This window comes from Streptomyces antibioticus (assembly GCF_002019855.1).
In the GTDB taxonomy this organism is placed as follows: domain Bacteria; phylum Actinomycetota; class Actinomycetes; order Streptomycetales; family Streptomycetaceae; genus Streptomyces; species Streptomyces antibioticus_B.
This window is the reverse complement of the sequence record NZ_CM007717.1, coordinates 1331476-1353583: the sequence shown is the minus strand read 5'-3', so window position 1 is coordinate 1353583 and position 22108 is coordinate 1331476. Positions and strand designations below refer to the sequence as shown.

Below are 22108 nucleotides of genomic sequence, written 5' to 3'. Positions count from 1 at the left end.
GCCATGAACACAGCAGGCACAGCAGGCACAGCAGGCACAGCAGGCACAGCAGGCACAGCAGGCACCGCGGCCACCGCCGACAGCGCGCTCCCGGCCGGCCAGCAGCCCGTCTACCCCGATCCGGCCGCCCTGCGCCGCGTCACCGAGGAACTGTCCGGCGCGCCGCCGCTCGTCTTACCCGGCGAGTGCGACCGGCTGAAGGACCGGCTGGCCGCCGTCGCCCGCGGAGAGGCCCTGCTGCTCCAGGGCGGCGACTGCGCCGAGACCTTCGACGGGGTCTCCGAGCACGCGGTGCACAGCAAACTCACGACCCTCATGCAGATGTCCGCCGTCCTCACCTACGCGGTGGCGATACCCGTGGTGAAGGTCGGCCGGCTCGCGGGCCAGTACGCCAAACCGCGCTCGCTGCCCACCGAGACCCGGGAGGGCGTCACCCTGCCGGTCTACCGGGGCGACGCGGTCAACGGCCCCGCGTTCACCCCGCAGGCCCGGATCCCGGACCCGGAGCGGCTGCTGCGGGCGTACCGGGCCTCCTCCCACACCCTGAACCTCGTCCGGGCGTTCACCGCGAGCGGCCGGGCCGGGCTCGGCCAGGTCCACGAGTGGAACCGCGACTTCATCGCCGGCTCCCCGCTGCGCGCCCGCTACGAGACCATCGCCGCCGGCATCGACCGCGCCCTGCACTTCATGCGGGCCACCGGTGCCCGCCCGCGCGACTTCGACGACTCCGAGTTCTTCGTCTCCCACGAGGGGCTCCTGCTCGACTACGAGGGTCCGCTCACCCGCCACGACGACCGCACCGGGCGCTCCTACGCCGCCTCCGGGCACATGCTCTGGATCGGGGAGCGTACCCGGGACGCCGACGGCGCCCATGTCGCGTACTTCTCCCGGATCGCCAACCCGATCGGGGTGAAGCTGGGCCCGGCCACCACCGCCGACGCCGCGCTGCGGCTGATCGACCGGCTCGACCCGGACCGCGAACCGGGGCGGCTCACCTTCGTCGTCCGGCTCGGCGTCGACCGGGTGCGCGAGGTGCTGCCCCCGCTGGTGGAGAAGGTCACCGCGTCCGGCGCCCGGGTCGTCTGGGCCTGCGACCCGATGCACGGCAACACCCTGGTGGCGCCCTCCGGCCACAAGACCCGCCGCTTCGACGACATCCTCGGCGAGGTCCGCGGCTTCTTCGAGGTGCACCGCGCGCTGGGCACCCACGCGGGCGGCCTCCATGTGGAACTCACCGGCGACGACGTCACCGAGTGCCTCGGCGGCGGGCACGACCTGGGCTTCCCCGATCTGTTCCACCGCTACGAGTCGGCGTGCGACCCGCGGCTCAACCGCGGTCAGTCGCTCGACCTCGCCTTCCGGGTCGCCGGGTTCCTGGAGGACGCCCGGCCCGCCCTCGACGGCCTCGCGGGCTGAGGACCCATCAGAAAGTGAGTACCCATCAGAAAGGTCGACACGGCCGCGCGCGCCGAACCGGACCTGCTACCGGACCCGCTACCGGGCGTCGTAACTGCGGCGGGACATGCCGATGTACTCCCGGTGGCGCTCGGACCACTCGATGAGCGAACTCACCTCCCTGGACAGCGTGTGCCCGACCGGCGTCAGCTCGTAGTCCACCCGGGGCGGGGTGGTCGGGGTGACGGTCCGGATGACCAGGCCGTCACGCTCCAGGCTGCGCAGGGTCAGGGTGAGCATGCGCTGCGAGATGCCGTCGATGGAGCGCCGCAGATCCGAGTAGCGCCGGGGGCCGCCGCCGAGCAGCGCCATGATCAGAACGCTCCACTTGTCACCCACCCGGTCCAGCACGTCCCGCAGCCGACAGGTGGCCAGACCCTCGCTGACCTGGTCAGGAACATCCATGTGCGTAGCGCTTTTTGAGGTGCCGTCTTCTGCCACCCCAGCAGGATCGCCCAAAATTTCCATGAGAACAAGAAGTGACCAGCGCACTGTTCGTGCGTGAGTGAGGAGAGTCATGGCCGTCGAACCGAGCGCCCTGAGCGCTCTGCCGCCCCGCAAGGGACCCCGGCCCGCCACGACCGGCCGGGAGATCCCGCACGACCAGTTGGAGGACTTCTCCCCGCCGGAGATCCGCGCCGAGCTGATCGCCCGCGCCCAGGCCCTGCCCGGCGTCTTCATGACGCAGAGCCAGGTCTCGGAGCCATCGTCGCTGGCGCTGCGCCTGGACAAGCAGGACCGCGACTTCGACGCCTTCCTGCACCCCTCGGTCGACGAGTTCGGGCACATCCACCGCTCCGGGTTCATGCACCTCACCGTGCCGCTGGAGTCGCTCGACACACTGACCGAGCTGGGCTGGGTCGAACCGCACCCGATCTCCCGGCGGCCCGAGTTCCCCAGCGGCATCGTCATGCTCTACGCCCCGCGGGACGCCGACGAGCTGGAGGTCGCCACCGCCGTCATGAAGGCGTCGTACGAACTGGCCGTGCGCTAGACCCGCGCCCGGAACCGGTACTCCGAGAACCGATCTGACTGTTCATCAGGAAAGCGAGAACACTCCATGCGCGCAGTAACCATCGACGACTTCGGCGCCACCCCCGCGGTGACCGAGGTGGCCAGGCCGGAGCCGGGCCCGGGCGAGGTCCTGGTCAAGGTGCACGCCTCGTCGCTCAACGGCTTCGACGGCGCGGTGATCTACGGCGTGTTCAAGGACATGCTGGAGCACAAGTTCCCCGTCACCCTCGGCAAGGACTTCGCGGGCACGGTCGAGGCGGTCGGCGAGGGCGTGACCCGGGCCGTGGGCGACCGGGTGTTCGGCGTGGTCATGAAGCCCGTGGTCTCCGACGGCGCCTTCGCCGAGTACGCCGTGGTCGCCGAGGGCTACGGCATCGCCGCCGTGCCCGCCGGCCTGGACCTGGAGCGCGCCGGGGCGCTGGGCCTGGCGGGCTCGGCCGCCGTCGGCGCCGTCGACGCGATCGCCCCGGGGGCCGGGGACACCGTCCTGGTCGTGGGCGCGACCGGCGGCGTGGGCGCGTACGCCGTCCAGCTCGCCGTGGCGGCCGGGGCGACGGTCGTCGCCACCGCGAAGCCGGGCGACGAGACCGAGTTCGTGCGCGGCCTCGGCGCGGCGCACGTGGTGGACCACACCGGCGACCTGGCCGCCCAGGTCCGCGCGCTCGCCCCGGAGGGCGTCACGGGCGTCGTGCACCTCGCGGGCGACCCCGCACCGCTCGTCGAACTGCTCGCGGACGGCGGCCGGTTCGCCTCCACCCTGGGCTTCGGCCCCGAGCAGGCCGGCCGGACCGGCGTCACCGTCACCTCCGTGATGGCCGACCCGGCCCCGGCCACCCTGGACCGGCTCGCCGGGGCCGCCGCCTCCGGCGCGCTCCGGGTGCCGATCGCGCGGACGTTCCCGCTCGAATCGGTGGCCGAGGCGGTGGGCGCGTTCGGCGCGGGCACCATCGGCAAGATCGCCGTCTCCGTCGTCTGACCCGCTGCTCGCCGGCCGGGCGCGGCGCTCCCGCCGCGCCCGGCCGTGACGGTCCTTCTCCCACTCACCGCCGCCACCCACCGCCGAGCCGTACGGAGACCGCCATGGACGCCACCGCACGCCCCGAGGACACCGGAAGCCACCCCGACTTCGACGGGATGTTCCAGATCGTCACCAGCTTCTGGGTGGCGCGGGCGGTGCACGCCGCCACCGCGCTGGGCCTGCCCGACCACCTCGCGGCCGAGCCCCGCACCGCCGCCGAGCTGGCCGCCGCGACCGGCACCGACGCCCGTGCCCTGGCCCGGCTGCTGCGCACCCTCGCGGGGGTGGGCGTGCTGCGCTCGGACGGCGAGGGCCGCTACACCACCACCCCGCTCGGCGACGCCCTGCGCTCCGACATACCCGGATCCCTCGCGTCCTTCGTCCAGATGGAGCTGGGCGAGGCCCACCACGCGACCTGGGGGCTGCTGGTGGACTCCGTGCGCTCGGGCGAACCCGTCTTCGAGCGGGCGGTGGGGAAGAAGATCTGGCAGTTCTTCGAGGACACGCCCGCCATGAACGCCCATCTCGGCAAGGCGATGACCGGGCTCACCGCGATGGTCGCCGACGCCGTGCTCGACGTCTACGACTTCGCCCCGCACCGGCGGATCGTGGACGTCGGCGGCGGCGAGGGCGGCTTCCTCGCGTCGATCCTCACCGCGCACCCCGCGGCCCACGGCGTGGTGCTCGACCTGCCGCACGTCGTGGCGCACGGGCGTCCGCGGATCGAGGCGGCGGGCCTCGCGGACCGGTGCGAACTGGTGGGCGGCGACTTCTTCGAGAAGGTCCCCGAGGGCGGCGACCTCTACACGATGAAGTGGGTCCTGCACGACTGGGACGACGCCTCCGCCGTGGAGATCCTCAGGTCCTGCCGCCGGGTCATGGGCGACGACGCGCGGCTGCTCGTGGTGGACACGGTGGTGCCCGAGGGCGACGGCTTCTCGCCCAGCAAGATCATCGACCTCAACATGATGGTGCTCAGCGGCGGTCAGGAACGCACGGCCGAGGAGTTCCGGCGGCTCCTGGCGGCGGCGGGCTTCACCCTGACCCGCATCCTGCCCACCCGCTCCCCGAGCAGCGTGGTGGAGGCGGTGCCGGTGCCGCGGAACTGACGCGACGTCATCAACCTTTTCCCGCAACCCCTTTCGAACCGCTCAAGGAGTTCCCCGTGTTCATCGCCTACGTCGTCGTCGCGAGCCTGCTCGCCGTCGTGCTCATCGGCTCCGGCAGAGCCAAGCTCGTCCGGGACGAGAAGATCACCGACGGGATGCACAAGATCGGCGTACCCGACAGCTGGTTCCCGCGGCTGTCCGCCCTGGAGATCGCCGCCGCGCTCGGTCTGATCGCCGGCATCTTCTACCGGCCGCTGGGCATCGCCGCCGGCATCGGGATCGTCGCCTACTTCATCGGCGCCGTCATCACCCACCTGCGCGCCAAGGACACGGCGGGTCTGCCGATGCCGGCCGTACTGATCGTGGTCGGGGCGGCCGCGCTGGTGCTCGGCGTCGCGACGGTCTGAGGAAGGAGAACCCATGTCCGACACGACGACGTCCCCCTCGGCTTCCCCGACCCCCGTCGACTTCTGGTTCGACCCGCTGTGCGCGTGGACCTGGATGACCTCCCGCTGGCTGCTGGAGGCGGCACGCTCGCGCGACCTCACCATCCGCTGGCATGTCATGAGCCTGGCCATCCTGAACGAGGGCCGGCTCGACCACATCCCGGAGGAGTTCCACGACCTGGTGGGACCCAAGGGCCTGCGCCCGGTCCGGGTGATCGTCGCGGCGCAGCAGCGGTACGACGGCGACGCGGTCGCCCGCCTCTACACGGAACTCGGCACCCGCTTCCACCGGGACGGCGGCACCCCGAGCCCCACCCTGGAGACCATCGAGGCGGCCCTGACGGCGGCGGGCCTCCCGGCCGACCTCGTCCAGTACGCCGACAAGGACACCTACGACACCGAGGTCCGCGCCTCCCACGCCCGCTCCCAGGCGGCGGTGGGCGAGGAGGCGGGCAGCCCGGTGCTCGCGGTCCCGGACGCCACGGGGGCGCAGCGCGGCTTCAACGGCCCCGTCGTCACCCCCGTCCCGAGGGGCGAGGAGGCCGCCCGCCTCTGGGACGCGGTTCTGCTCGCCGCGTCGGTCCCGTCCTTCGCGGAACTGAAACGCACCCGCGCGGGCGGCCCGGTCTTCGAGTGACGGCCCCCGGACAGGGTTCTCGGGGTTCCCCCCGGACCCATGTCACGTTTCCGGGGTCCGCTGCGTCGGTCCTGGTGGAGGCGCTGCTTCGCAGGGCTCACGACGACGAACGAGAGGCGACGGGATGAGCGCGGAACCATCACCGCAGGCGCGGCGGCACAACCCCTGGCTGGTGCTGGCGGTCCTCTGCGCGAGCTTCTTCATGACACTGCTGGACACGACGATCGTCACGATCGCCATTCCCGAGATGGCCGAGGGCCTCGGCGCCTCGCTGGACGACATCCTGTGGTTCGCCAACGCCTACATGCTGGTCTTCGCCGCGCTGCTGCTGCTCTCCGGGCGGCTCGGCGACCGGTTCGGCGCCCAGCGGACCTTCACCGCCGGGCTCGCGGTGTTCACCGTGGCCTCGGCGGTGTGCGGGTTCGTGGACACGCCGGGGCAGATGATCGCGGCCCGGGCCGTCCAGGGCCTCGGCGCGGCGGTGATGATGCCGCAGACCCTGGCGCTGATCAGCGCCGTCTTCCCGGCGGAGCGGCGCGGCGCGGCCTTCGGCGTGTGGTCCGCGGTCGCGGGTCTCGCCACCGTCGCGGGCCCCACCGTCGGCGGCGCGCTGGTCTCCGGACTGGACTGGCGCTGGATCTTCTTCATCAACGTCCCGATCGGCGCGGCCGCCCTGGTGGGCGCCCTCGTCGTGGTGCCCGACGTCCGCACGGGACAGCGGACCTCGCTGGACCTGACCGGCGCCGTCCTGTCCACGGCCGGCCTCAGCCTCATCGTGTACGGGCTGATCGAGGGCGAGCGCTACGACTGGGGCACGATCGAGTCGTTCCTCAGCATCCCCCTGGTCCTGGCGCTCGGCGTGGCGTTCCTCGGGCTGTTCGCCCTGCACCAGCGCGCCCGTCAGGACCGGCGTCCGCTGGTGCCGTTCGAGCTGTTCCGCAGCCGCGGCTTCACCGTGTCCGCGACCCTCGGGGCGATGCTGCTCTTCGGCTCCATCGGCGTGCTGCTGCCGCTCACCCTCTACCTCCAGTCCGTCCTCGGGCTCTCCGCGGGCGAGGCCGGTCTCGCGCTCGTCCCGGGACCGCTGGTGTCGCTGTTCGTGGCGCCCGTGGCCGGCAACGCGGTCGGCAGGCTGGGCGGCCGCAAGCTCCTCGTCCCCGGTCTGCTGGTGTTCGGCGCGGGAATCGCCCTCACCGCGGTCATGGCCCAGGCGGACTCCAGCGTGTGGGCGATCATCCCCGGCCAGATCGTGTTCGGCGTCGGCATGGGCCTGGTCTTCGCGCCCACCAGCACCCTCGCCATGCAGGAGATCCCGCCGCGGCTCACCGGTGTCGCCTCCGGCATGTTCACCACGTTCCGCCAGATCGGCGCGGTCGTCGGCGCGGCGGCGGTCGGCGCGCTGCTCCAGAACCGGCTGGCCGCCGAGGGCGTACCGGAGGAGGTGCGGCAGCAGGCGGGCCGGCTCACGGACGCGGCGTACGCCGAGGGCCTCACCGACGCCGTGCGCTACGGGCTGTTCCTGACGGTCGCCGTGGCCGTCGTCGCCGCGGCCGTCGCCCTGCTCCTGCCGCCGGCACCCCCGCGACCGGAACCGGAGACGCCCGTGGAGCCGCTCGCCGGGGCGGACGTGGCCCGGGCGGCCGACTAGCCCTCCACCGGATTCCCGGACCGACGCATTTTCGCCCCCTCCGCACATCGTTCCCGAGGAGTAATTCCCATGTCCGAGAAGACAGTCGTCCAGCGTTACATCACCGCGCTCGGAGAGCAGGACTGGGCCGCGCTGGAGAAGTTGTACGCACCGGACGTCACTCTCTACGCGCCCACCGCCTGGGGTGTGACCGGCGTGGAATTCCTGCTGAAATTCTGCCAGGAGATCCATCACGCCCACCCGGGTATCCGGGCCGTCCTGCACGACGAGTTCTCCAGCGCCGACGGCACCCGCGCCGCCTTCCGGTTCGCGCTGCACTGGCACAACACCGGCACGTATTTCGGCCACGAGCCGACCGGTGAGCGCGGATCGAGCATCGAGCAGCACACCGTACGCATCGAGGGCGGCCGGATCGTCGAACAGGTCGCCGCGGTGAGCACCCTGAGCCTGCACTTCCTCCAGAAGGACGCCTGGGGTGTGCCGTACGTGACCGACGCCGTCGACCCGGCGCCCGAGATCGTCGCCGCGCCGGCGGCCGCCGAGGAGGGGAACCGGCCGTGACACAGCCGCTCGTCGAGGGCCCCTGGTCCATGGAGGGCGCCGCCGGGCTGCGGGTGCCGGGGGACGTCGCCGAGCGGTTCCGTGAGCGCGGCTGGTGGCGGGACACCTCCGTCCTGCACGATCTGCTGCGGGTCGCCGCCGAGCGCCCCGACGACCCGGCGATCGTCGTCTACAGCGCGCAGGACGGCCGCAGCACCACCGTCCGCTACGCCGAACTGGCCTTCCACGTCCGCCGGTTCACGGCCGCGCTGACCTCGCTCGGGGTGCGGCGCGGCGACCGGGTGGCGTTCCAGTTGCCCAACTGGTGGGAGGTGGCGGCCCTCACCCTCGCCTGCTGCTGGACCGGCGCGATCGCGGTCCCGCTGCTGCCCACGCTGCGCGCCCTGGAGCTGGAGCGGATCCTGCGGGCGGCCCGCGCCCAGGTGTGCGTCGTCGTGGACACCTGGGAGGGCTACGACTGTGTGGCCGCGCTGGAGGAGATCTCCGCCCGGCTGCCCTGGCTGCGGCACGCCGTCGTCCACGGCGAGCGGGTGCCGCCGTGGGCGGTCGACTTCCGGGAGCACTTCCTGCGCACCCCGCACGAGGAGCGCACCGCGCTGCCGCGGCTGCCGTCCGGGGCGGCCCTCGACCGGGTCTGCATGCTGCTGTTCACCTCCGGCACCACCGGGGAACGCAAGGCGGTCCTGCACACCGAGAACACCCTGTACGCCGGCACCGGGGCCGGGGCGAGCACGGTCGAGCGGGGCTGGGCGGTGCGCGAGGTGTTCAGCACCCCGCACCCCATCACCGGCCCCGCGGGCCTGCTGTACTGCGTCTGGGGGCCGATCCTGGCCGGCGGCACCGGCGCCTACCAGGACGTATGGGCGCCGGAACGGTATCTGGAGCTGCTGTCGGCGGCCTCGGTCACCCAGACCTTCCTGGCCCCCTCCTTCGTGCAGCAGCTCCTGGAGGAGCAGCGCCAGCGCCCCCGCTCGCTGCCCTCGCTGCGGTTCGTCATGAGCGGTGCCGCCCCGGTGCGCGCGGACCTCGCCCGGGCGATCCACGACGAGCTGAAGGTGCCGGTGCGCGCCTGCTGGGGGATGACCGAGGCGGGCATGGGGTTCCGAACCCGCGAGGACGACCCCTGCGACTGGGCCGCCAAGAGCGACGGCTCGCCGATGTCTGGTCTGGAGATGCGGCTGCTGCCGGGCCCCGACGACGACGGCGTGCACCGGCTGCTGGTGCGGGGCGCCTCGGTCGCCGTGGGGTTCTGGCGGCCCGGCTCCGGGGAGCCCTTCCACGAGACGTGGCGGCACGACGACGGCTGGCTCGACACCGGCGACCTGGTCCGCGAGGACGGCCGGGGCGGCATCCGGTTCGCGGGCCGGGCCAGCCGGCGGGTCGGCGCCACCTTCATGATCCCGGTGACCGAGGTCGAGCAGGAGATCCTGCGCCACCCCGGGGTGCGCGAGGTGGTGCTCGTCGGCTACGAGGACGAGCCGGGGCACGAGAGCTCGTGCGCCGTGGTGGTCGCCGACGGGGACCGCTGCCCGACCCTGGCGGAACTGGTGGGCATCCTCGTCGAACGCGGCATGACGCCCTGGTATCTGCCGACCCGGCTCCTGGAGGTGTCCCCGGAGCTGCCGCGCAACGAGAACGGCAAGATTCGGTACGAGCGGCTGAAGGCCATGATTGTAGACTCGGCAGGGCAGTTGGCGGGCGATCGCGACGAGCGCCGACCCTGAGGGAACCGGGTGAACCGAGGGAACGAGGAGTCATGGCCGAGGCGACAGCCGTCTCCGAGCGGTCCGGGATCTCGGATCCGTTCGAACAGCACCGGCAGCTCATGTTCGGTATCTCGTACCGCATGCTCGGCACGGTGGCCGACGCCGAGGACGTCGTCCAGGAGACCTGGCTGCGCTGGCGGCGCGTCGACCGGGACGCCGTGGCCGATCCGCGCGGCTATCTGGTGCGGGCCGTCACCCGTACCGCCATCGACCAGATGCGCCGCAGCCGGGCCCGCCGCGAGGAGTACGTGGGGCCCTGGCTGCCCGAACCGCTGCTGGTCTCCTCCGACGTCGCGCTGGAGTCCTCGCTGCTCGGCGAGTCACTGAGCATGGCGGTCCTGGTGATGATGGAGACCCTGTCGCCGCTGGAGCGCGCGGTCTTCGTGCTGCACGAGGTGTTCGGCTTCAGCTTCCCCGAGGTCGCCGAGGCCGTCGACCGCACCGAGCAGGCCGTACGGCAGCTCGGCAGCCGGGCCCGGCGCCATGTGCGGCTGCGCAGGCGGCGCTTCGAGCCGGACCGCCGGCAGGCCCGCGAGATCACCGAACGCTTCCTGGCCGCCTGTCTCTCCGGCGACGTGGAGGCGCTGATGGCGGTGCTGGCCCCCGACGTGACGATGTGGGCGGACGGCAACGGCCACGCGGAGACCCCGCGCGTCCCGCTGCACGGCGCCGACGCGATCGCCGCGTACTTCGCGTCCACGGCGGGCCGCTACCCGCAGGGGCTGGTGGTGCGGCTGCACGAACAGTACGACGGCAGCCCGGCCGCCGTCCTGGCCACCCCGGCCGGGGTGTTCGCGGTCGTCGTCGTGGACGTCGCCGAGCCCGCCGCGCCCGGCGCCCCGCCCCGGGTCACGGCCGTGCGCGCGGTGCGCAACCCCGAGAAGCTGGGGCGGGTGCCGGCCGGACGCTGAGCGGGGCGGGGCGACGGGCGGCGCGGGTCACTCCACCGCCGTACCCACGCCGTTGCGGCGCTGGCGGTTGAGGACCCACTGGGCGACATGGATGCGGGAGGGCACGTCCAGGCGGCGCATCACCTGACGGACGTGATTGACCACGGTCCACTCCGACAGCCGTAGCTGCTGCGATATCTGACGGTTCGTCAGGCCCTGGCTGACCAGCATCGCCACCTCGTACTGGCGCGCCGTGAGCTGCACCGGCCGGGACACCGCCGAGACGGGCTCGGCCGCGGGCGGGCCGACGGCGAGCGCCTCGCCGGCCGCCGCGTCGGCGGACAGCACCCGGCCCTCGCGCCGGGCCGCCTCGTACTCCGGACCGGACAGCAGCCGGCGGACCTCGCGCAGCGCGACCGCCGCGTCCCCCGGGACCAGCAGCGGATGGGCGCCGGTGGCCTCCCGCAGGGCGGCCGCGGCGGCCAGCAGCCGGGCCACCCGGTGCCCCTGGTGCGGCAGCCGCCGCCACACGTGCAGCGCGTGCCCCTCCAGGACGGTGGGCAGCATGGTGTGCTCCCCGACCGCCCGCAGCCGGTGCAGACTCTCCCACAGCAGCCGCTCCGCGAGCGCCTGGTCGCCGCGCGAGTCGGCCAGCGCGCCGCGCAGGGCCAGCACCAGCCCCTCGCCGCGGACGTCCCGGACCCGCATGAACAGGCCGTTCGCCGCCTCCATCAGATCGGCGGCGAGCTTGGCGTCGATGAGCCGGCTGCCGGTGGCCAGCGCCAGCGCGGCGTACGCCGCCTCCACGGTGGCCCGCTCGTCGACCGCCGCGTGCAGCAGGCGCACCGCGGCCTTGCGGACCGCCGAGGGGCCCGCCGGCTGCTGGCTGACGGCGAGCCGGGCCAGCGCGGCCCGCTCGTGCACGGCGTCGCCCGCGTCGTGGAAGCCGCGGGCCGCGTGCCGGAAGCAGTCCGCCGCGAGCCGCGGATCGCCCCGGACCACCGCGAACTGGCCGCGCGCCGCCTCGGCCCGCGCGGCCCGCTCCGCGTGCCCGGGGACGGCCAGGAACGCGTTCGACGCCTTGGCCAGCCACTGCTCGCCCAGGGAGAGATGGCCGCGCACCATCCAGAAGCGGTGCAGGGCGAGGGCGGCGCGCGCCGCGTCCGTCCGGCGCCCGCTCGCCTCCAGATGGGTCAGCGCGGCCAGCAGGTCCTCGTGCAGCGGGGCTAGGCGCTGGAGCCACTGGGCCTGCTGCGGTCCGGTCAGCCGGTCCTCGGCCTGGAGGGCCAGGGCGAGGAAGTGCTCCGCGTGCCGGCGCCGGGCCTCCGGGAGCGCGCCGGTCGCCGTCAGCCGCTCCAGACAGAACTCGCGCACGGTGTTGAACAGCGTGAACCGCGGCTCCCCGCCGCCCGGGGTCACCCGCAGCAGATGGTGGCCCACCAGCGCCTCCACCACCTGTTCCGTGCGGTGGGTGGGCAGCTCCCAGAACTCCTCGACGGTGGCGAGGTTCATGCTGCCGGTGAAAACGGCGAGCCGGGTGAGCAGGGCGCGCTGCTCCTCGTCGAGCAGCCGGAAGCTGTGCTCGGTGATGGAGCGGACGCTGCGGTGGCGGGGCGAGCGGGCGGCGTGGTCGCCGCCGAGCACCGGGCGGCCCTCGCGCAGCCGGGTGAGCAGACTGTCCACCCGGAACAGCCGCAGCTTCTCGGCGACCAGCTCGATCGCCAGCGGCAGCCCGTCCATCCGGGTGCAGATCTCGGCCACCGCCTGCGCGTTCTGCGCGGTCAGCGCGAACGACGGGTCGATCGCCCGGGCCCGGTCCACGAACAGCTCCACCGCGGCGTGGTCCTGGAGTTCGAGGACGTCGTGCCGGTACGGCGGGTTCGGCGTCGGCAGCGGCGGTACGGGGAAGAGCCGCTCCCCGTACAGGCGCAGCGGGCGCCGGCCGGCGGTGAGGACGCGCAGCCGCGGGAAGCGGCCGAGCAGGGTGTCGACGGCGTCGGCGGTGGCGTCGGCGGCCTGCTCGAATCCGTCGAGGACCAGCAGGCTCGGCTCGTCGGGCAGCCGCGGCGCCAGGGACTCGGCGAGTCCGTCGCCGCCGACGGTGTCGTGCAGGTCGAGATAGGCGACCCGGGCGATCGGCACGTCGGCGACGGCCGCGCAGGCCAGCCGGCTCTTGCCGACGCCGCCGGGGCCGGTCAGCGTGATCAGCCGGTGCTCCTCCCGGCCGAGCTGGGCGGAGAGGGTGAGGATCTCGAGGTCGCGGCCCACCAGCGTGGTGCGGTGGCCGGGGGCACGGGACGGCGAGTCGATGATCAGTTGCGGGCACAGTCTGCCGGAGCCGAGCGCCCCGGCCGTCACTGGGATTTCCCGGGTGCGTACGTTTTGCTTCGGGCTGATTGAATTCTGGTACTCGGCACGATATCCCCCGTCCGTTACCTTGCGTGAACCGCAAGGCAAAGCATACGGCCATGGTTCGCGGGGCAGTTAACGGCCGAATTGTTTGGCTTATTCGTGACGCACGGGTTCCTTGGTCGAATTCGCCTTTTGCTTTGTCTCCCGCAGGACCGCCCGGCAGACCATCCCGAAAACAAGTCCCCAGAAGGCCGCCCCGAGTCCCAGCAGGGTGACGCCGGAGGCGGTGGTGAGAAACGCGACGAGCGCGGCGGTCCGGTCGCGTGCCTCGGTGAACGCCCCCGCCAGACTGCCGCCGAGGGCACCGAGGAGGGCGACGCCCGCGGCCGCCGCGATCAGGGCCGGCGGCAGCGCCGCGAACAGCCCCGCGACCGTTGTACCGAACAGTCCCACCGCGATGTACAGCGCCCCACAGCTCAATCCGGCCACATAGCGGCGGTCGCGGTCCTCGTGGGCGTCCGGACCCGCGCAGATCGCCGCGGTGATCGCCCCGAGATTGAGCGCGTGCGCCCCGAACGGGGCGAGGACGGCGGACGCCACGCCGGTGTCCCGCACCAGCGGACCCGGGCGCACCGCGTAGCCCGCCTCCCGCAGCGCCCCCACACCGGGCGCGTTCTGCGCGGACATGGTGACCAGGAACAGCGGCAGCGTCAGGCTCACCAGCGCCTGGCCCGGCCAGGCCGGCGCGGTGAACACCGGCTCGGCCAGGGACAGCCGGACGCCGCCCACCGACAGCGTGCCGGTGCCGGCGGCCACCGCGACGGCCGCGGCGAGCGGTGCCGCGATCGCGTACCGGGGCGCCACCCGCTGGAGGACCACGTACCCGCCGAGCATCACCCCGGCCACTGCGGGCGCGTCCTCCAGCGCCCGCAGCGCCTCCAGGCCGAACCGCAGCAGGATCCCGGTCAGCACGGCGGAGACGACGGCGGCCGGTATCCGCTGCATCAGCGCCTCGAACCAGCCCGTCACCCCCACCAGCACGGTGAGCGCGGCCGCCGCCAGATACGCCCCGACCGCCGTGGCGTACGGCATCCCGTCGAGCTGGGTGACCAGCAGCGCCGCGCCCGGCGTCGACCAGGCCGCCACCACCGGCACCCGGTACCGCAGGCTCAGCACCAGCCCGGTCACCCCGCTGCCCACCGCGATCGCCCAGATCCACGAGGACAGCAGCGCCTCGTCCAGACCGCCGGCGTGCGCGGCCTGCACCACGACGGTCAGCGGGCCCGCGAAGGACACCACCACCGCGACGGCCCCCGCGACGACCGCCGACAGGGACGCGTCCCGCCACACCCGCCGGGCCCGGCCGCCGAGGACCTCCGCCATCAGAGGATCTCGACGTTGGCGGCGGGCCGCAGCCGCCGCCGGCAGTCCAGCACGTGCCGCGCCCCGCGCAGCACCACGTCGTAGTCGAAGTCGTCGTGGTCGGTGAGCAGCACCACCGCGTCCGCGGCGGCCACCTCCTCCTCCGTCAGCTCCACCCGGCGCACCCGCGCGTCCAGCGGAGCGGTCTCCCGTACGTGCGGGTCCACCGCGTGCACCTGGGCGCCGGTGCGCAGCAGCAGCTCCGCGACCCGCAGCGCGGGCGACTCCCGGGCGTCCCCGCTGTTGCGCTTGTACGCCAGGCCCAGCAGCAGCACCCGCGAGCCGTTCGCCGGCCGCTGGAGCTGGTTGAGCGCCTCGACGAGCCGCTGCACCACGTAGTGCGGCATCTGGCTGTTGACGTCGTTGGCGAGGTCGACGAACCGGAACCGGCGCCCCAACTGGCGCTCCACCCGCCAGGACAGATAGCGCGGGTCGACCGGCAGGCAGTGGCCGCCCACCCCGGGACCCGGGGTGAAGGGCATGAAACCGAACGGCTTGGACGAGGCCGCGTCGATCGCCTCCCAGGCGTCCACGCCGAGTTCGCGCGCGATCACCGCCATCTCGTTGACCAGCGCGATGTTGACGTGCCGGTAGGTGTTCTCCAGGAGTTTGGCCAGCTCCGCCGTCTTCGGGTCGCGCACCGGCACGGTCCGCTCCACCACCGTCCCGTAGAACTCCGCCACCTGCCGCAGCGACTCGGCGTCCACCCCGGAGACGATCTTGGGGGTGGTCTCCAGGGTCCAGCGCTGGTTGCCGGGGTCGATGCGCTCGGGGCTGTAGCCGAGGTGGAAGTCCGCGCCGGGGCGCAGCCCGCTCTCCTTCTCCAGCAGCGCCCCGAACACGTCCTCGGTGGTGCCCGGATAGGTGGTGGACTCCAGGACGACCAGCGCGCCCGGCCGCAGATGCCCGGCCAGCGTCAGCGCCGCCTCCTCGATGCAGGTCAGATCCGGTACGTCGTCAAGCAGCGGCGTGGGTACGGTGACCACCGCCACGTCGAAGCCGGCGAGCGCGCCCGCGTCGGTCGTGGGGTGGTAGGCGCCCGACTCCAGCGCCTTGGCGAGCCGCCCCTCGTCCACGTCCTCCACATAGGAGTCGCCGGCCCGCAGCCGGGAGATCCGGGCGGCGTCCACGTCGTAGCCCACGACCGTGTGGCCCGCCTCCACCGCCCGTACGGCCAGCGGCAGGCCCACGTACCCCTGGCCGACCACCGCCACCCGGCGGCCGGTGGGCCGCGGGGTGCCGCCGTTCATCGATTGGGACATGGTGTGCCCTTTCAGCCGTTGTGCACGAGAAGCAGGTTCGCCGCGACCAGGAGGACGACGCCCCAGCGGTGGATGGTGACGCCTTGCCTGCGGGCCGACAGCACCTCACCCGCGACGAGCCCGGCGTGCGCCTGCCGGGCGCGCATCCCGACGACGGGCAGCAGGAACGCGCAGAACCACCACGGCACCGCCCCGGCCGCCGCCGCGAGGACGATCGCGCCGGTCTCGGCCAGCGAGAGCGCGGCGATGAAACCCCGGTAGACGCCGGGGGAGACGCTGGTGGCCAGGTTGCGGCGGCCGGCCGCCCGGTCGCCGTCCACGTCGTTGATGTTGGAGTAGACCGACACCATCAGGCTCCACAGCCCGAACAGGAAGCACTCCAGCCAGGCCGCGCCGGTCATCTCCCCGTTCAGCAGGGCGAAGGGGACCAGCACGCACAGGCCGGTGCTCAGCCAGATGACCGCCTCCTGGCCGCCCCGGTAGCTGAGCTTGAGGCCGTAGGAGTACTGCACGCTGATGACCACCGAGAAGGCCGCCGCCGCCAGCGCCCACCAGGGCCGGTGCGGGGCGATCAGCGCGGTCAGCGCCCACAGCGCGGTGCCCCCGGCGGCACAGCCCCAGCCGAAGCGCAGCGCCTGCCGCAGGGTGAGCCGGCCGTCGAGCAGCGGCTTGCGGTCCCGGGCCCGCAGGGTCTGGCCCGGATCGTAGTTGCGGGCGTCGCTGCCGTCCCGCAGCCCGGTGACGTCGTCCAGCGCGACCGTGGCCGCCACGATCCCCACCCAGCCGAGGTCGAACAGCACCAGCACCCACCAGGTGGACGCCTCCCGCCAGGCGGCGGTCGGCAGCAGCGCCAGGACCACCAGGACGCACAGGTAGTAGTCGAAGAAGGACAGCTTCGCCAGCTTCGCGTACGCGCCCGCCCGCTCCCGCACCCCGGAGCGCGGCGGCGCCGGGGCCGTCGCCGTCATCGGCCCGGCTCCGTCCCGCCGGGGCGGCGGCCGACCGTGCTGATCAGCACCTGGCTCAGCCAGTGGTGGGCCGGATCGGCCATCTCGGCCAGCGCCGCGTCGATCCGGGCGTCGTCCAGCAGCCCGGCGGCCACGATCCGCGGCCGCATGAACTCCAGCCACAGCATGTAGTGCCGGGCCTGGTCGGAGCCGCCGCGCACCATCACCGCCCGGCCCTCCGCCGTCGCCTCCAGGCCCGCCTCCAGCACCAGCCGGAGATCGACGTGCCCGCCGCGCGGATCGTGGCCCGACTCGCGCATCAGCCCGTAGCCGGCCGCCCGCACGTCCTGGAGGAAGTCCTCCGACAGGAAGGAGCGGAAGAGCGTGGAGGAGTCGGTGTCCTCCAGGAACAGCACCCCGCCGGGCCGCAGCGCGCGCACCATCCGGGCCACCGCGGCCGCCCGGTCGGGCAGATGCTGGAGCACCATCCGGGAGTGCACGAGGTCGAAGGCCGCCTCCGGCAGCTCCTCCTCCCGCAGATCGTGCCGGACCACGTCCACCTGCTCCAGCTCGGCGAGCGCGCCGAGACGGTCGGTCTGGAGGTCGGTGGCCAGCACCCGGCCCGTGGGCCCGACCCGGTCGGCGAGCCAGCGCGCCACCGAACCCGAACCGGCCCCGATCTCCAGGCAATTCCAGCCCGGACCCACCCCCAGCGCGGCCAGCCGCTCCAGGGTGCCCGGATCCCAGATCGCCTCGTTGGTGCGCAGCCGCTCCGTCTCCTTCTCCCACACCGGGTCGAAGACGTAGGTCTGCCGGGCGGGCGTCTGCGGAACGGGATGCTGCTGTGCGGGCGCGCTCGTCATGACGGTCTCCCTGGACTGCTCTCGGTGACGGTCTCCCCGGACGGCTCCCGCCCGGTCATGCGTAGAACTCGCAGACCGTGTCGGCGATGAACTCCACCTCGGCGTCGCTCAGATGGGGCCAGATCGGGATGGCCAGGTTGCGCGCGGAGGCCCGCTCCGCGTTCGGCCAGACGCCCTCCGGGTCGGCCCACGGCGCGAAGGCCGGCTGCCGGGGGAGCGGCACGGGGTAGTAGATGTGACTGCCTATCTGATGTTCCGTCAGATAGGCGCGGAGGTCCTCGCGCCGGTCCACCAGCAGCGAATACACGTAGTAGCAGCGGCCGTTGCGCCCGGCCGGCGGGGCGAGCACCCCGCGCTCGCGCAGCGGCTCGAAGCGCTCGGTGTAGTAGTCGGCGATCCGCGCCCGGCGCTCCAGCCGGTCCGGGAAACCGCCCAGCCGGTGGAGCTGGAAGGCGGCGAGCACCTCGTCGAACCGGTTGTTCAGACCGATCCGGTGGTGCAGGAACCGGTGCACACCGTCCTGCCCGTGATTGCGCAACATCCGCGCGGCGCGCGCCAGTTCGGGGTCGTCGGTGAGGACCACCCCGCCCTCGCCCGCCGTGCCGAACGCCTTGACCTGGAAGAAGGAGAAGACCCCGACATCACCCCAGCGGCCGGCGGGCCGGCCGTCCAGGACCGCGCCCTGCGCCACCGCCGCGTCCTCGATCAGCGCCACCCCGTGCTCACGGGCGATCGCCCCGAGGCGCTCCATGTCCGCCATGATCGAGAAGACATGGGCCGGCAGCAGCGCCTTGGTGCGCTCGGTGATCAGCGACTTCGTCGCGTCGGGGTCCAGCACCATGGTCCACGGGTCGACATCGGCGAACACCGGCGTCGCGCCCGCGTTCGCCACCGCGCTGGCCACCGGCTGACAGCAGAACGCCGGCACGATCACCTCGTCGCCCGGCCCGATGTCCAGCGCCCGCACCGACAGCTCCAGCGCCCCCGTGCCGCTCGCACACGCGACGACATGACCCGCGCCGGTCTCCTCGCGCAGCGCCTCCTCCAGCTCGGCGGTGCGCTCCCCGAGGATGAACCGCTGACCCGGGCCCGTGCCCAGCTCGCGCACCGCCGACAGCAGCGCCTCGCGGTCCTCCTCGAACAGATCGGGGGGAAAGAACGGCAGAGTCCTCATGATGCGGCCCCCGTGTAGAAGCGGCGGACGGCCTCGCACACCCGCTGGACGTCGTCGAGGCCGAGGTCGGGGTGGAAGGGAAGCGCGACGGTGCGCTCGCAGGCGGCCTCCGCGTGCGGGAAGTCGCCCCGCCGGTGGCCGAGTTCGGCGAAGCAGGGCTGGAGGTGCAGCGGCGTCGGGTAGTAGACCTCGGTGCCCACGCCCTCACGGGTGAGGTGCTCGACCAGCGCGTCCCGCCGCTCCACCTCGATCACGTACACGTAGAACACCGGATCGGCCGGCACGTCCCGCACCTTCACCGTGGGCAGCCGCAGCACCCCCGGCACCTCGCTCAGCAGCTCGGTGTACGCCGCCGCCAGCTCCGCGCGCCGGGCGATCGCCGCGTCCAGCCGGGGCAGTTTGCCCAGCAGCACGGACGCCTGGATGTCGTCCATCTTGCTGTTGGTGCCGGAGGCCCCGGACAGATTGGAGATACCGGCGATGTGGTCCACCGTGCGGCCCATCCGGCCGTGGTGGCGCAGGATCGCCACCCGCTCCGCGATCTCCGGGTCGTCCGTCAGCACGGCGCCCGCGTCGCCGAGCGCGCCCAGGGTCTTGGTGGGGAAGAACGACAGCACCCCGCCGTCGCCCAGCAGCCCGGCGTGGACACCGGCGCGGCGCATCCCGATCGCCTCGGCGCTGTCCTCCACCACCTTCAGACCGTGCCGTTCGGCCAGGGCGCCGATCGCCCCCATGTCGGCCAACTGCCAGAACAGATGCACCGGCATGACCGCCCGGGTGCGCGCGGTGACGGCCGCCTCGGCGGACGCCGGGTCCAGCGCGTAGGTCTCCGGGTCGATGTCGGCGAAGACCGGGGTGGCCCGGGCCAGCGCCACCGAGGACGCCGAGGCGACGAAGCTGAAGGCCGGCACGACCACCTCGTCACCGGGGCCGACACCGCAGGCCCGCAGCAGCAGCACGAGCGCGTCCGTCCCGCTGTTCACCGCCACCACGTGCCGGGCGCCGGTGTACGCGGCGAGCGCCTTTTCCAGTTCGGCCACCTGCCGGCCGTGCGAATACTTTCCACGGTCGAACATCTCGTTCAGATGGCGTTCGATGTCCGGCCAGCAGTCGTCGAACGTACCGGCCTGGGTGAAGAACGGAACCGGGTGTCCGGATTCCGTCCCGGTGATGCTTTCGGTGCTCCGGGTGGGGGAGATCACGCGGTAATCCTCCGTGTACCGGGCGGAGTTATGGATGTGCGAAGCTAAGCCGCTCGCTTTCCCGGCGGCAATGGCAAACCCTTGTCAGCACCGGCCCCACGGACCCGGCAAGTATCAGTCATACGACCCCGAAGACGCCGCGAACAGGCAGGTCACGGACGTCACATGACAGCCGGCCAGCAGCCGTGGCGGCAGCGTCCGGCGACCGGCGCTTGACACACCGACCCGCCCCACCGCAGTTTTCTCGGAGCGCCGTCGCGTCGCCGCACCACCTGTGACTGTGTCCGTCAGTGGGTGACAGAGGATGTGCTCTCCTTGAAATCGCTGGACAATTCCGAACGTCTGGAAGACGAAACGGCAACTCCCGGGAAAACCGTGGTTCTTGCCGAACCCCGCAGTTTCTGCGCGGGAGTGCAGCGCGCCATCGACATCGTCGAGGCCGCCCTGGAACGCTTCGGCCCTCCCGTCTACGTACGCAAGCAGATCGTCCACAACGAACACGTGGTGCGCGACCTCGAGAACCGCGGCGCGCGGTTCGTGGACTCCGAGGACGAGGTGCCGGTCGGCGCGGTCTGCGTCTTCTCCGCGCACGGTGTCTCGCCCGCCGTCCGCCGCGGTGCCGCCGACCGCGAACTCCAGGTCATCGACGCCACCTGCCCCCTCGTCTCCAAGGTGCACCAGGAGTCCCGCCGCTTCGCCGAGGACCGCCGCACCATCCTCCTCATCGGCCACGCCGAGCACGAGGAGGTCGAGGGCACCTACGGCGAGGCACCCGAACGCACCCTGATCGTCGGCACCGTGGACGAGGTGCACGCCCTCGACCTGCCCCGGGACGCACCCGTCGCCTACCTCACCCAGACCACCCTCGCCCTGGACGAGACCAGGGAGATCATCGAGGCGATGGAGGAGCGGTTCGACGATCTGCGCGGCCCCGGCAGCGACGACATCTGCTACGCCAGCCAGAACCGCCAGAACGCGGTCAAGGCCGTCGCCGCCCGCACCGGCCTCGTCCTCGTCGTCGGCTCCACCAACTCCAGCAACTCCGTCCGCATGGTGGAGGTCGCCCGCGACGCCGGCACACCGGCCCATCTCGTCCCCAGCCCGGACGACCTCGACGAGAGCTGGCTCGAAGGAGTGGACTCGGTCGGCGTCAGCGCCGGCGCCAGCGCCCCCGGCACCCTGGTCTCGGGCCTGCTGCGCCGCCTCGCCGCCCTCGGCTACGCCACCGTCGAGATCGAACGGACCGCCACCGAGGACATCGTGTTCGGACTGCCTTCCCAACTGAAAGGCACGGCATGAGCGACGACGACGTCCTCACCCGGTCCCTGGACGCCGTCCAGCGGCGCATCCACTCCGTCCTCACCGAGGAGAACACCCGCTGGAGCGCCGTCGACCCGCGCTGCGCCGCGTTCGTCGACACCGTCACCGCCATCACCACCGCCAAGGGCAAGCTGCTGCGCCCCCGCTTCTGCCTCCTCGGCCACCTCGCCGCCGCCGGCGACCCCGACGACCCGCGCGCCGTCGACGCGGCCGCCGCCCTCGAACTCCTGCACAGCTTCGCCCTGTTGCGCGACGACGTCCTCGACGACTCACCGCTGCGCCGGGGCGCCGTCACCGCCCACGAACGGCACGCCAAGGACCACCGCGCCCGGCTGCTGCGCGGCGAACCCCGCCGCTACGGCGAGGGCGTCGCCAACCTCGCCGCCGACCTCGCGCACGTCTACGCCGACCGGCTCACCCGCGACCTGCCCGCCACCGCCCGCGCCGTCTGGGACGAGACCCGCGTCGAGGTCACCGTCGGCCAGTACCTCGACATCGCCGTGGCCGCCGAGGGCGTCGCCGACCCCGAACTCTCCCGCTGGATCGCCGTCTGCAAGTCCGGCCGCTACACCATCCACCGCCCCCTCCAGCTCGGCGCCGCCCTCGCGGGACGGCCCGACCTCGCCGACGCCTTCGAGGCGTACGGCCTGCCGCTGGGCGAGGCGTTCCAGTTGCGCGACGACCTCATCGACGCCTTCGGCGACTCCGAGGACACCGGCAAGCCCACCGGCCTGGACTTCGACCGCTTCAAGATGAGCTATCTGCTCACCCTCGCCGTCCGCCGCGACGAACGGATCAGGGAGCTCGCCGCCGCGCCCGCCGGACCCGACGGTGCCGCCCGGATGCGCGACCTGCTCGTCACGACCGGCGTCGCCGACGAGGTCGAACAGCGCATCGCGCACCTCGTCGGGCAGGCCCGCCAAGCTGTCGCCGACGCGCCCCTGGAACCCCGCTGGCGCGCCGAGCTGACGGACCTCACCGCACGCGTGGCCTACCGGGACCGCTGAGAGGAGCCGTACCCC

20 protein-coding genes are annotated in these 22108 nt (G+C 73.1%); 12 read left to right on the top strand and 8 right to left on the bottom strand.

Annotated elements, in window-relative coordinates; genetic code table 11:
- Positions 1-3 precede the first annotated feature (3 nt).
- Positions 4-1416, top strand: a complete 1413-nt coding sequence (locus AFM16_RS06025; protein ID WP_078632683.1) for a class II 3-deoxy-7-phosphoheptulonate synthase — start codon at positions 4-6, stop codon at positions 1414-1416.
- Positions 1417-1494: 78 nt separating this feature from the next.
- Here the strand turns inward: AFM16_RS06025 and AFM16_RS06020 are convergent, their stop codons facing one another.
- Positions 1495-1860 carry a winged helix-turn-helix transcriptional regulator gene (locus tag AFM16_RS06020; RefSeq protein ID WP_037875142.1) on the bottom strand — a complete coding sequence of 122 codons (366 nt, stop codon included), beginning with the start codon at positions 1858-1860 and terminating at the stop codon, positions 1495-1497.
- A gap of 112 nt (positions 1861-1972) precedes the next feature.
- On the opposite strand from AFM16_RS06020, the gene AFM16_RS06015 reads away from it, so the two are divergent.
- The 9 genes from AFM16_RS06015 to sigJ all read left to right on the top strand — a co-directional run bounded on the left by AFM16_RS06015 (position 1973) and on the right by sigJ (position 10565).
- Positions 1973-2449 (top strand): luciferase domain-containing protein, encoded by a 477-nt coding sequence (locus AFM16_RS06015; RefSeq protein WP_030786459.1) that lies wholly within the window; start codon positions 1973-1975, stop codon positions 2447-2449.
- 66 nt (positions 2450-2515) lie between these two features.
- On the top strand, positions 2516-3445 hold the full coding sequence (locus AFM16_RS06010) for an NADP-dependent oxidoreductase (RefSeq protein WP_078632682.1): 930 nt from the start codon (positions 2516-2518) through the stop codon (positions 3443-3445).
- 104 nt (positions 3446-3549) lie between these two features.
- The gene (locus AFM16_RS06005) at positions 3550-4596 is read left to right on the top strand and encodes a methyltransferase (RefSeq protein ID WP_209313217.1); all 1047 of its coding nucleotides are present in this window, start codon (positions 3550-3552) and stop codon (positions 4594-4596) included.
- A 56-nt stretch (positions 4597-4652) separates the two neighbouring features.
- Positions 4653-5003, top strand: a complete 351-nt coding sequence (locus AFM16_RS06000) for a DoxX family protein (protein WP_078632681.1) — start codon at positions 4653-4655, stop codon at positions 5001-5003.
- A gap of 13 nt (positions 5004-5016) precedes the next feature.
- Positions 5017-5679: a mycothiol-dependent nitroreductase Rv2466c family protein gene (locus AFM16_RS05995; RefSeq protein WP_078632680.1), complete on the top strand. Its 663-nt coding sequence runs from the start codon at positions 5017-5019 to the stop codon at positions 5677-5679.
- 124 nt (positions 5680-5803) lie between these two features.
- Positions 5804-7327, top strand: coding sequence for a DHA2 family efflux MFS transporter permease subunit (locus tag AFM16_RS05990; protein ID WP_078632679.1), 1524 nt, complete (start codon positions 5804-5806; stop codon positions 7325-7327).
- A 69-nt stretch (positions 7328-7396) separates the two neighbouring features.
- Complete coding sequence (locus tag AFM16_RS05985; RefSeq protein WP_078632678.1) at positions 7397-7888, top strand: ester cyclase; 492 nt, start codon at positions 7397-7399, stop codon at positions 7886-7888.
- Positions 7885-9612 carry an AMP-binding protein gene (locus AFM16_RS05980; RefSeq protein WP_078632677.1) on the top strand — a complete coding sequence of 576 codons (1728 nt, stop codon included), beginning with the start codon at positions 7885-7887 and terminating at the stop codon, positions 9610-9612. Before AFM16_RS05985 ends, AFM16_RS05980 begins: the two co-directional genes overlap by 4 nt.
- A gap of 32 nt (positions 9613-9644) precedes the next feature.
- Positions 9645-10565, top strand: coding sequence for an RNA polymerase sigma factor SigJ (gene sigJ / locus AFM16_RS05975; protein WP_078632676.1), 921 nt, complete (start codon positions 9645-9647; stop codon positions 10563-10565).
- 27 nt (positions 10566-10592) lie between these two features.
- On the opposite strand, the gene AFM16_RS05970 is transcribed toward sigJ, so the two are convergent.
- The 7 genes from AFM16_RS05970 to AFM16_RS05940 form a co-directional block, all read right to left on the bottom strand.
- Positions 10593-12902, bottom strand: a complete 2310-nt coding sequence (locus AFM16_RS05970; RefSeq protein WP_078632675.1) for an ATP-binding protein — start codon at positions 12900-12902, stop codon at positions 10593-10595.
- A 147-nt stretch (positions 12903-13049) separates the two neighbouring features.
- A complete protein-coding gene (locus AFM16_RS05965; RefSeq protein WP_078632674.1) occupies positions 13050-14279 on the bottom strand; it encodes a benzoate/H(+) symporter BenE family transporter in 1230 nt (409 codons plus the stop codon).
- Complete coding sequence (locus AFM16_RS05960) at positions 14279-15580, bottom strand: nucleotide sugar dehydrogenase (protein WP_245177652.1); 1302 nt, start codon at positions 15578-15580, stop codon at positions 14279-14281. The genes AFM16_RS05965 and AFM16_RS05960 overlap by 1 nt, the downstream gene beginning before the upstream one ends.
- A gap of 11 nt (positions 15581-15591) precedes the next feature.
- Positions 15592-16548, bottom strand: coding sequence for a UbiA family prenyltransferase (locus AFM16_RS05955; protein ID WP_030786488.1), 957 nt, complete (start codon positions 16546-16548; stop codon positions 15592-15594).
- Positions 16545-17390, bottom strand: a complete 846-nt coding sequence (locus AFM16_RS05950) for a class I SAM-dependent methyltransferase (RefSeq protein WP_051780441.1) — start codon at positions 17388-17390, stop codon at positions 16545-16547. The genes AFM16_RS05955 and AFM16_RS05950 overlap by 4 nt, the downstream gene beginning before the upstream one ends.
- 55 nt (positions 17391-17445) lie before the next feature.
- On the bottom strand, positions 17446-18564 hold the full coding sequence (locus AFM16_RS05945) for a DegT/DnrJ/EryC1/StrS family aminotransferase (RefSeq protein ID WP_078632673.1): 1119 nt from the start codon (positions 18562-18564) through the stop codon (positions 17446-17448).
- A complete protein-coding gene (locus AFM16_RS05940) occupies positions 18561-19766 on the bottom strand; it encodes a DegT/DnrJ/EryC1/StrS family aminotransferase (RefSeq protein ID WP_107419035.1) in 1206 nt (401 codons plus the stop codon). The genes AFM16_RS05945 and AFM16_RS05940 overlap by 4 nt, the downstream gene beginning before the upstream one ends.
- Before the next feature lie 375 nt (positions 19767-20141).
- Here AFM16_RS05940 and ispH point away from each other — a divergent pair, with 375 nt between their 5' ends.
- Positions 20142-21065: a 4-hydroxy-3-methylbut-2-enyl diphosphate reductase gene (gene ispH, locus AFM16_RS05935; protein WP_078632672.1), complete on the top strand. Its 924-nt coding sequence runs from the start codon at positions 20142-20144 to the stop codon at positions 21063-21065.
- Complete coding sequence (locus AFM16_RS05930; RefSeq protein ID WP_078632671.1) at positions 21062-22093, top strand: polyprenyl synthetase family protein; 1032 nt, start codon at positions 21062-21064, stop codon at positions 22091-22093. The genes ispH and AFM16_RS05930 overlap by 4 nt, the downstream gene beginning before the upstream one ends.
- Positions 22094-22108 lie beyond the last annotated feature (15 nt).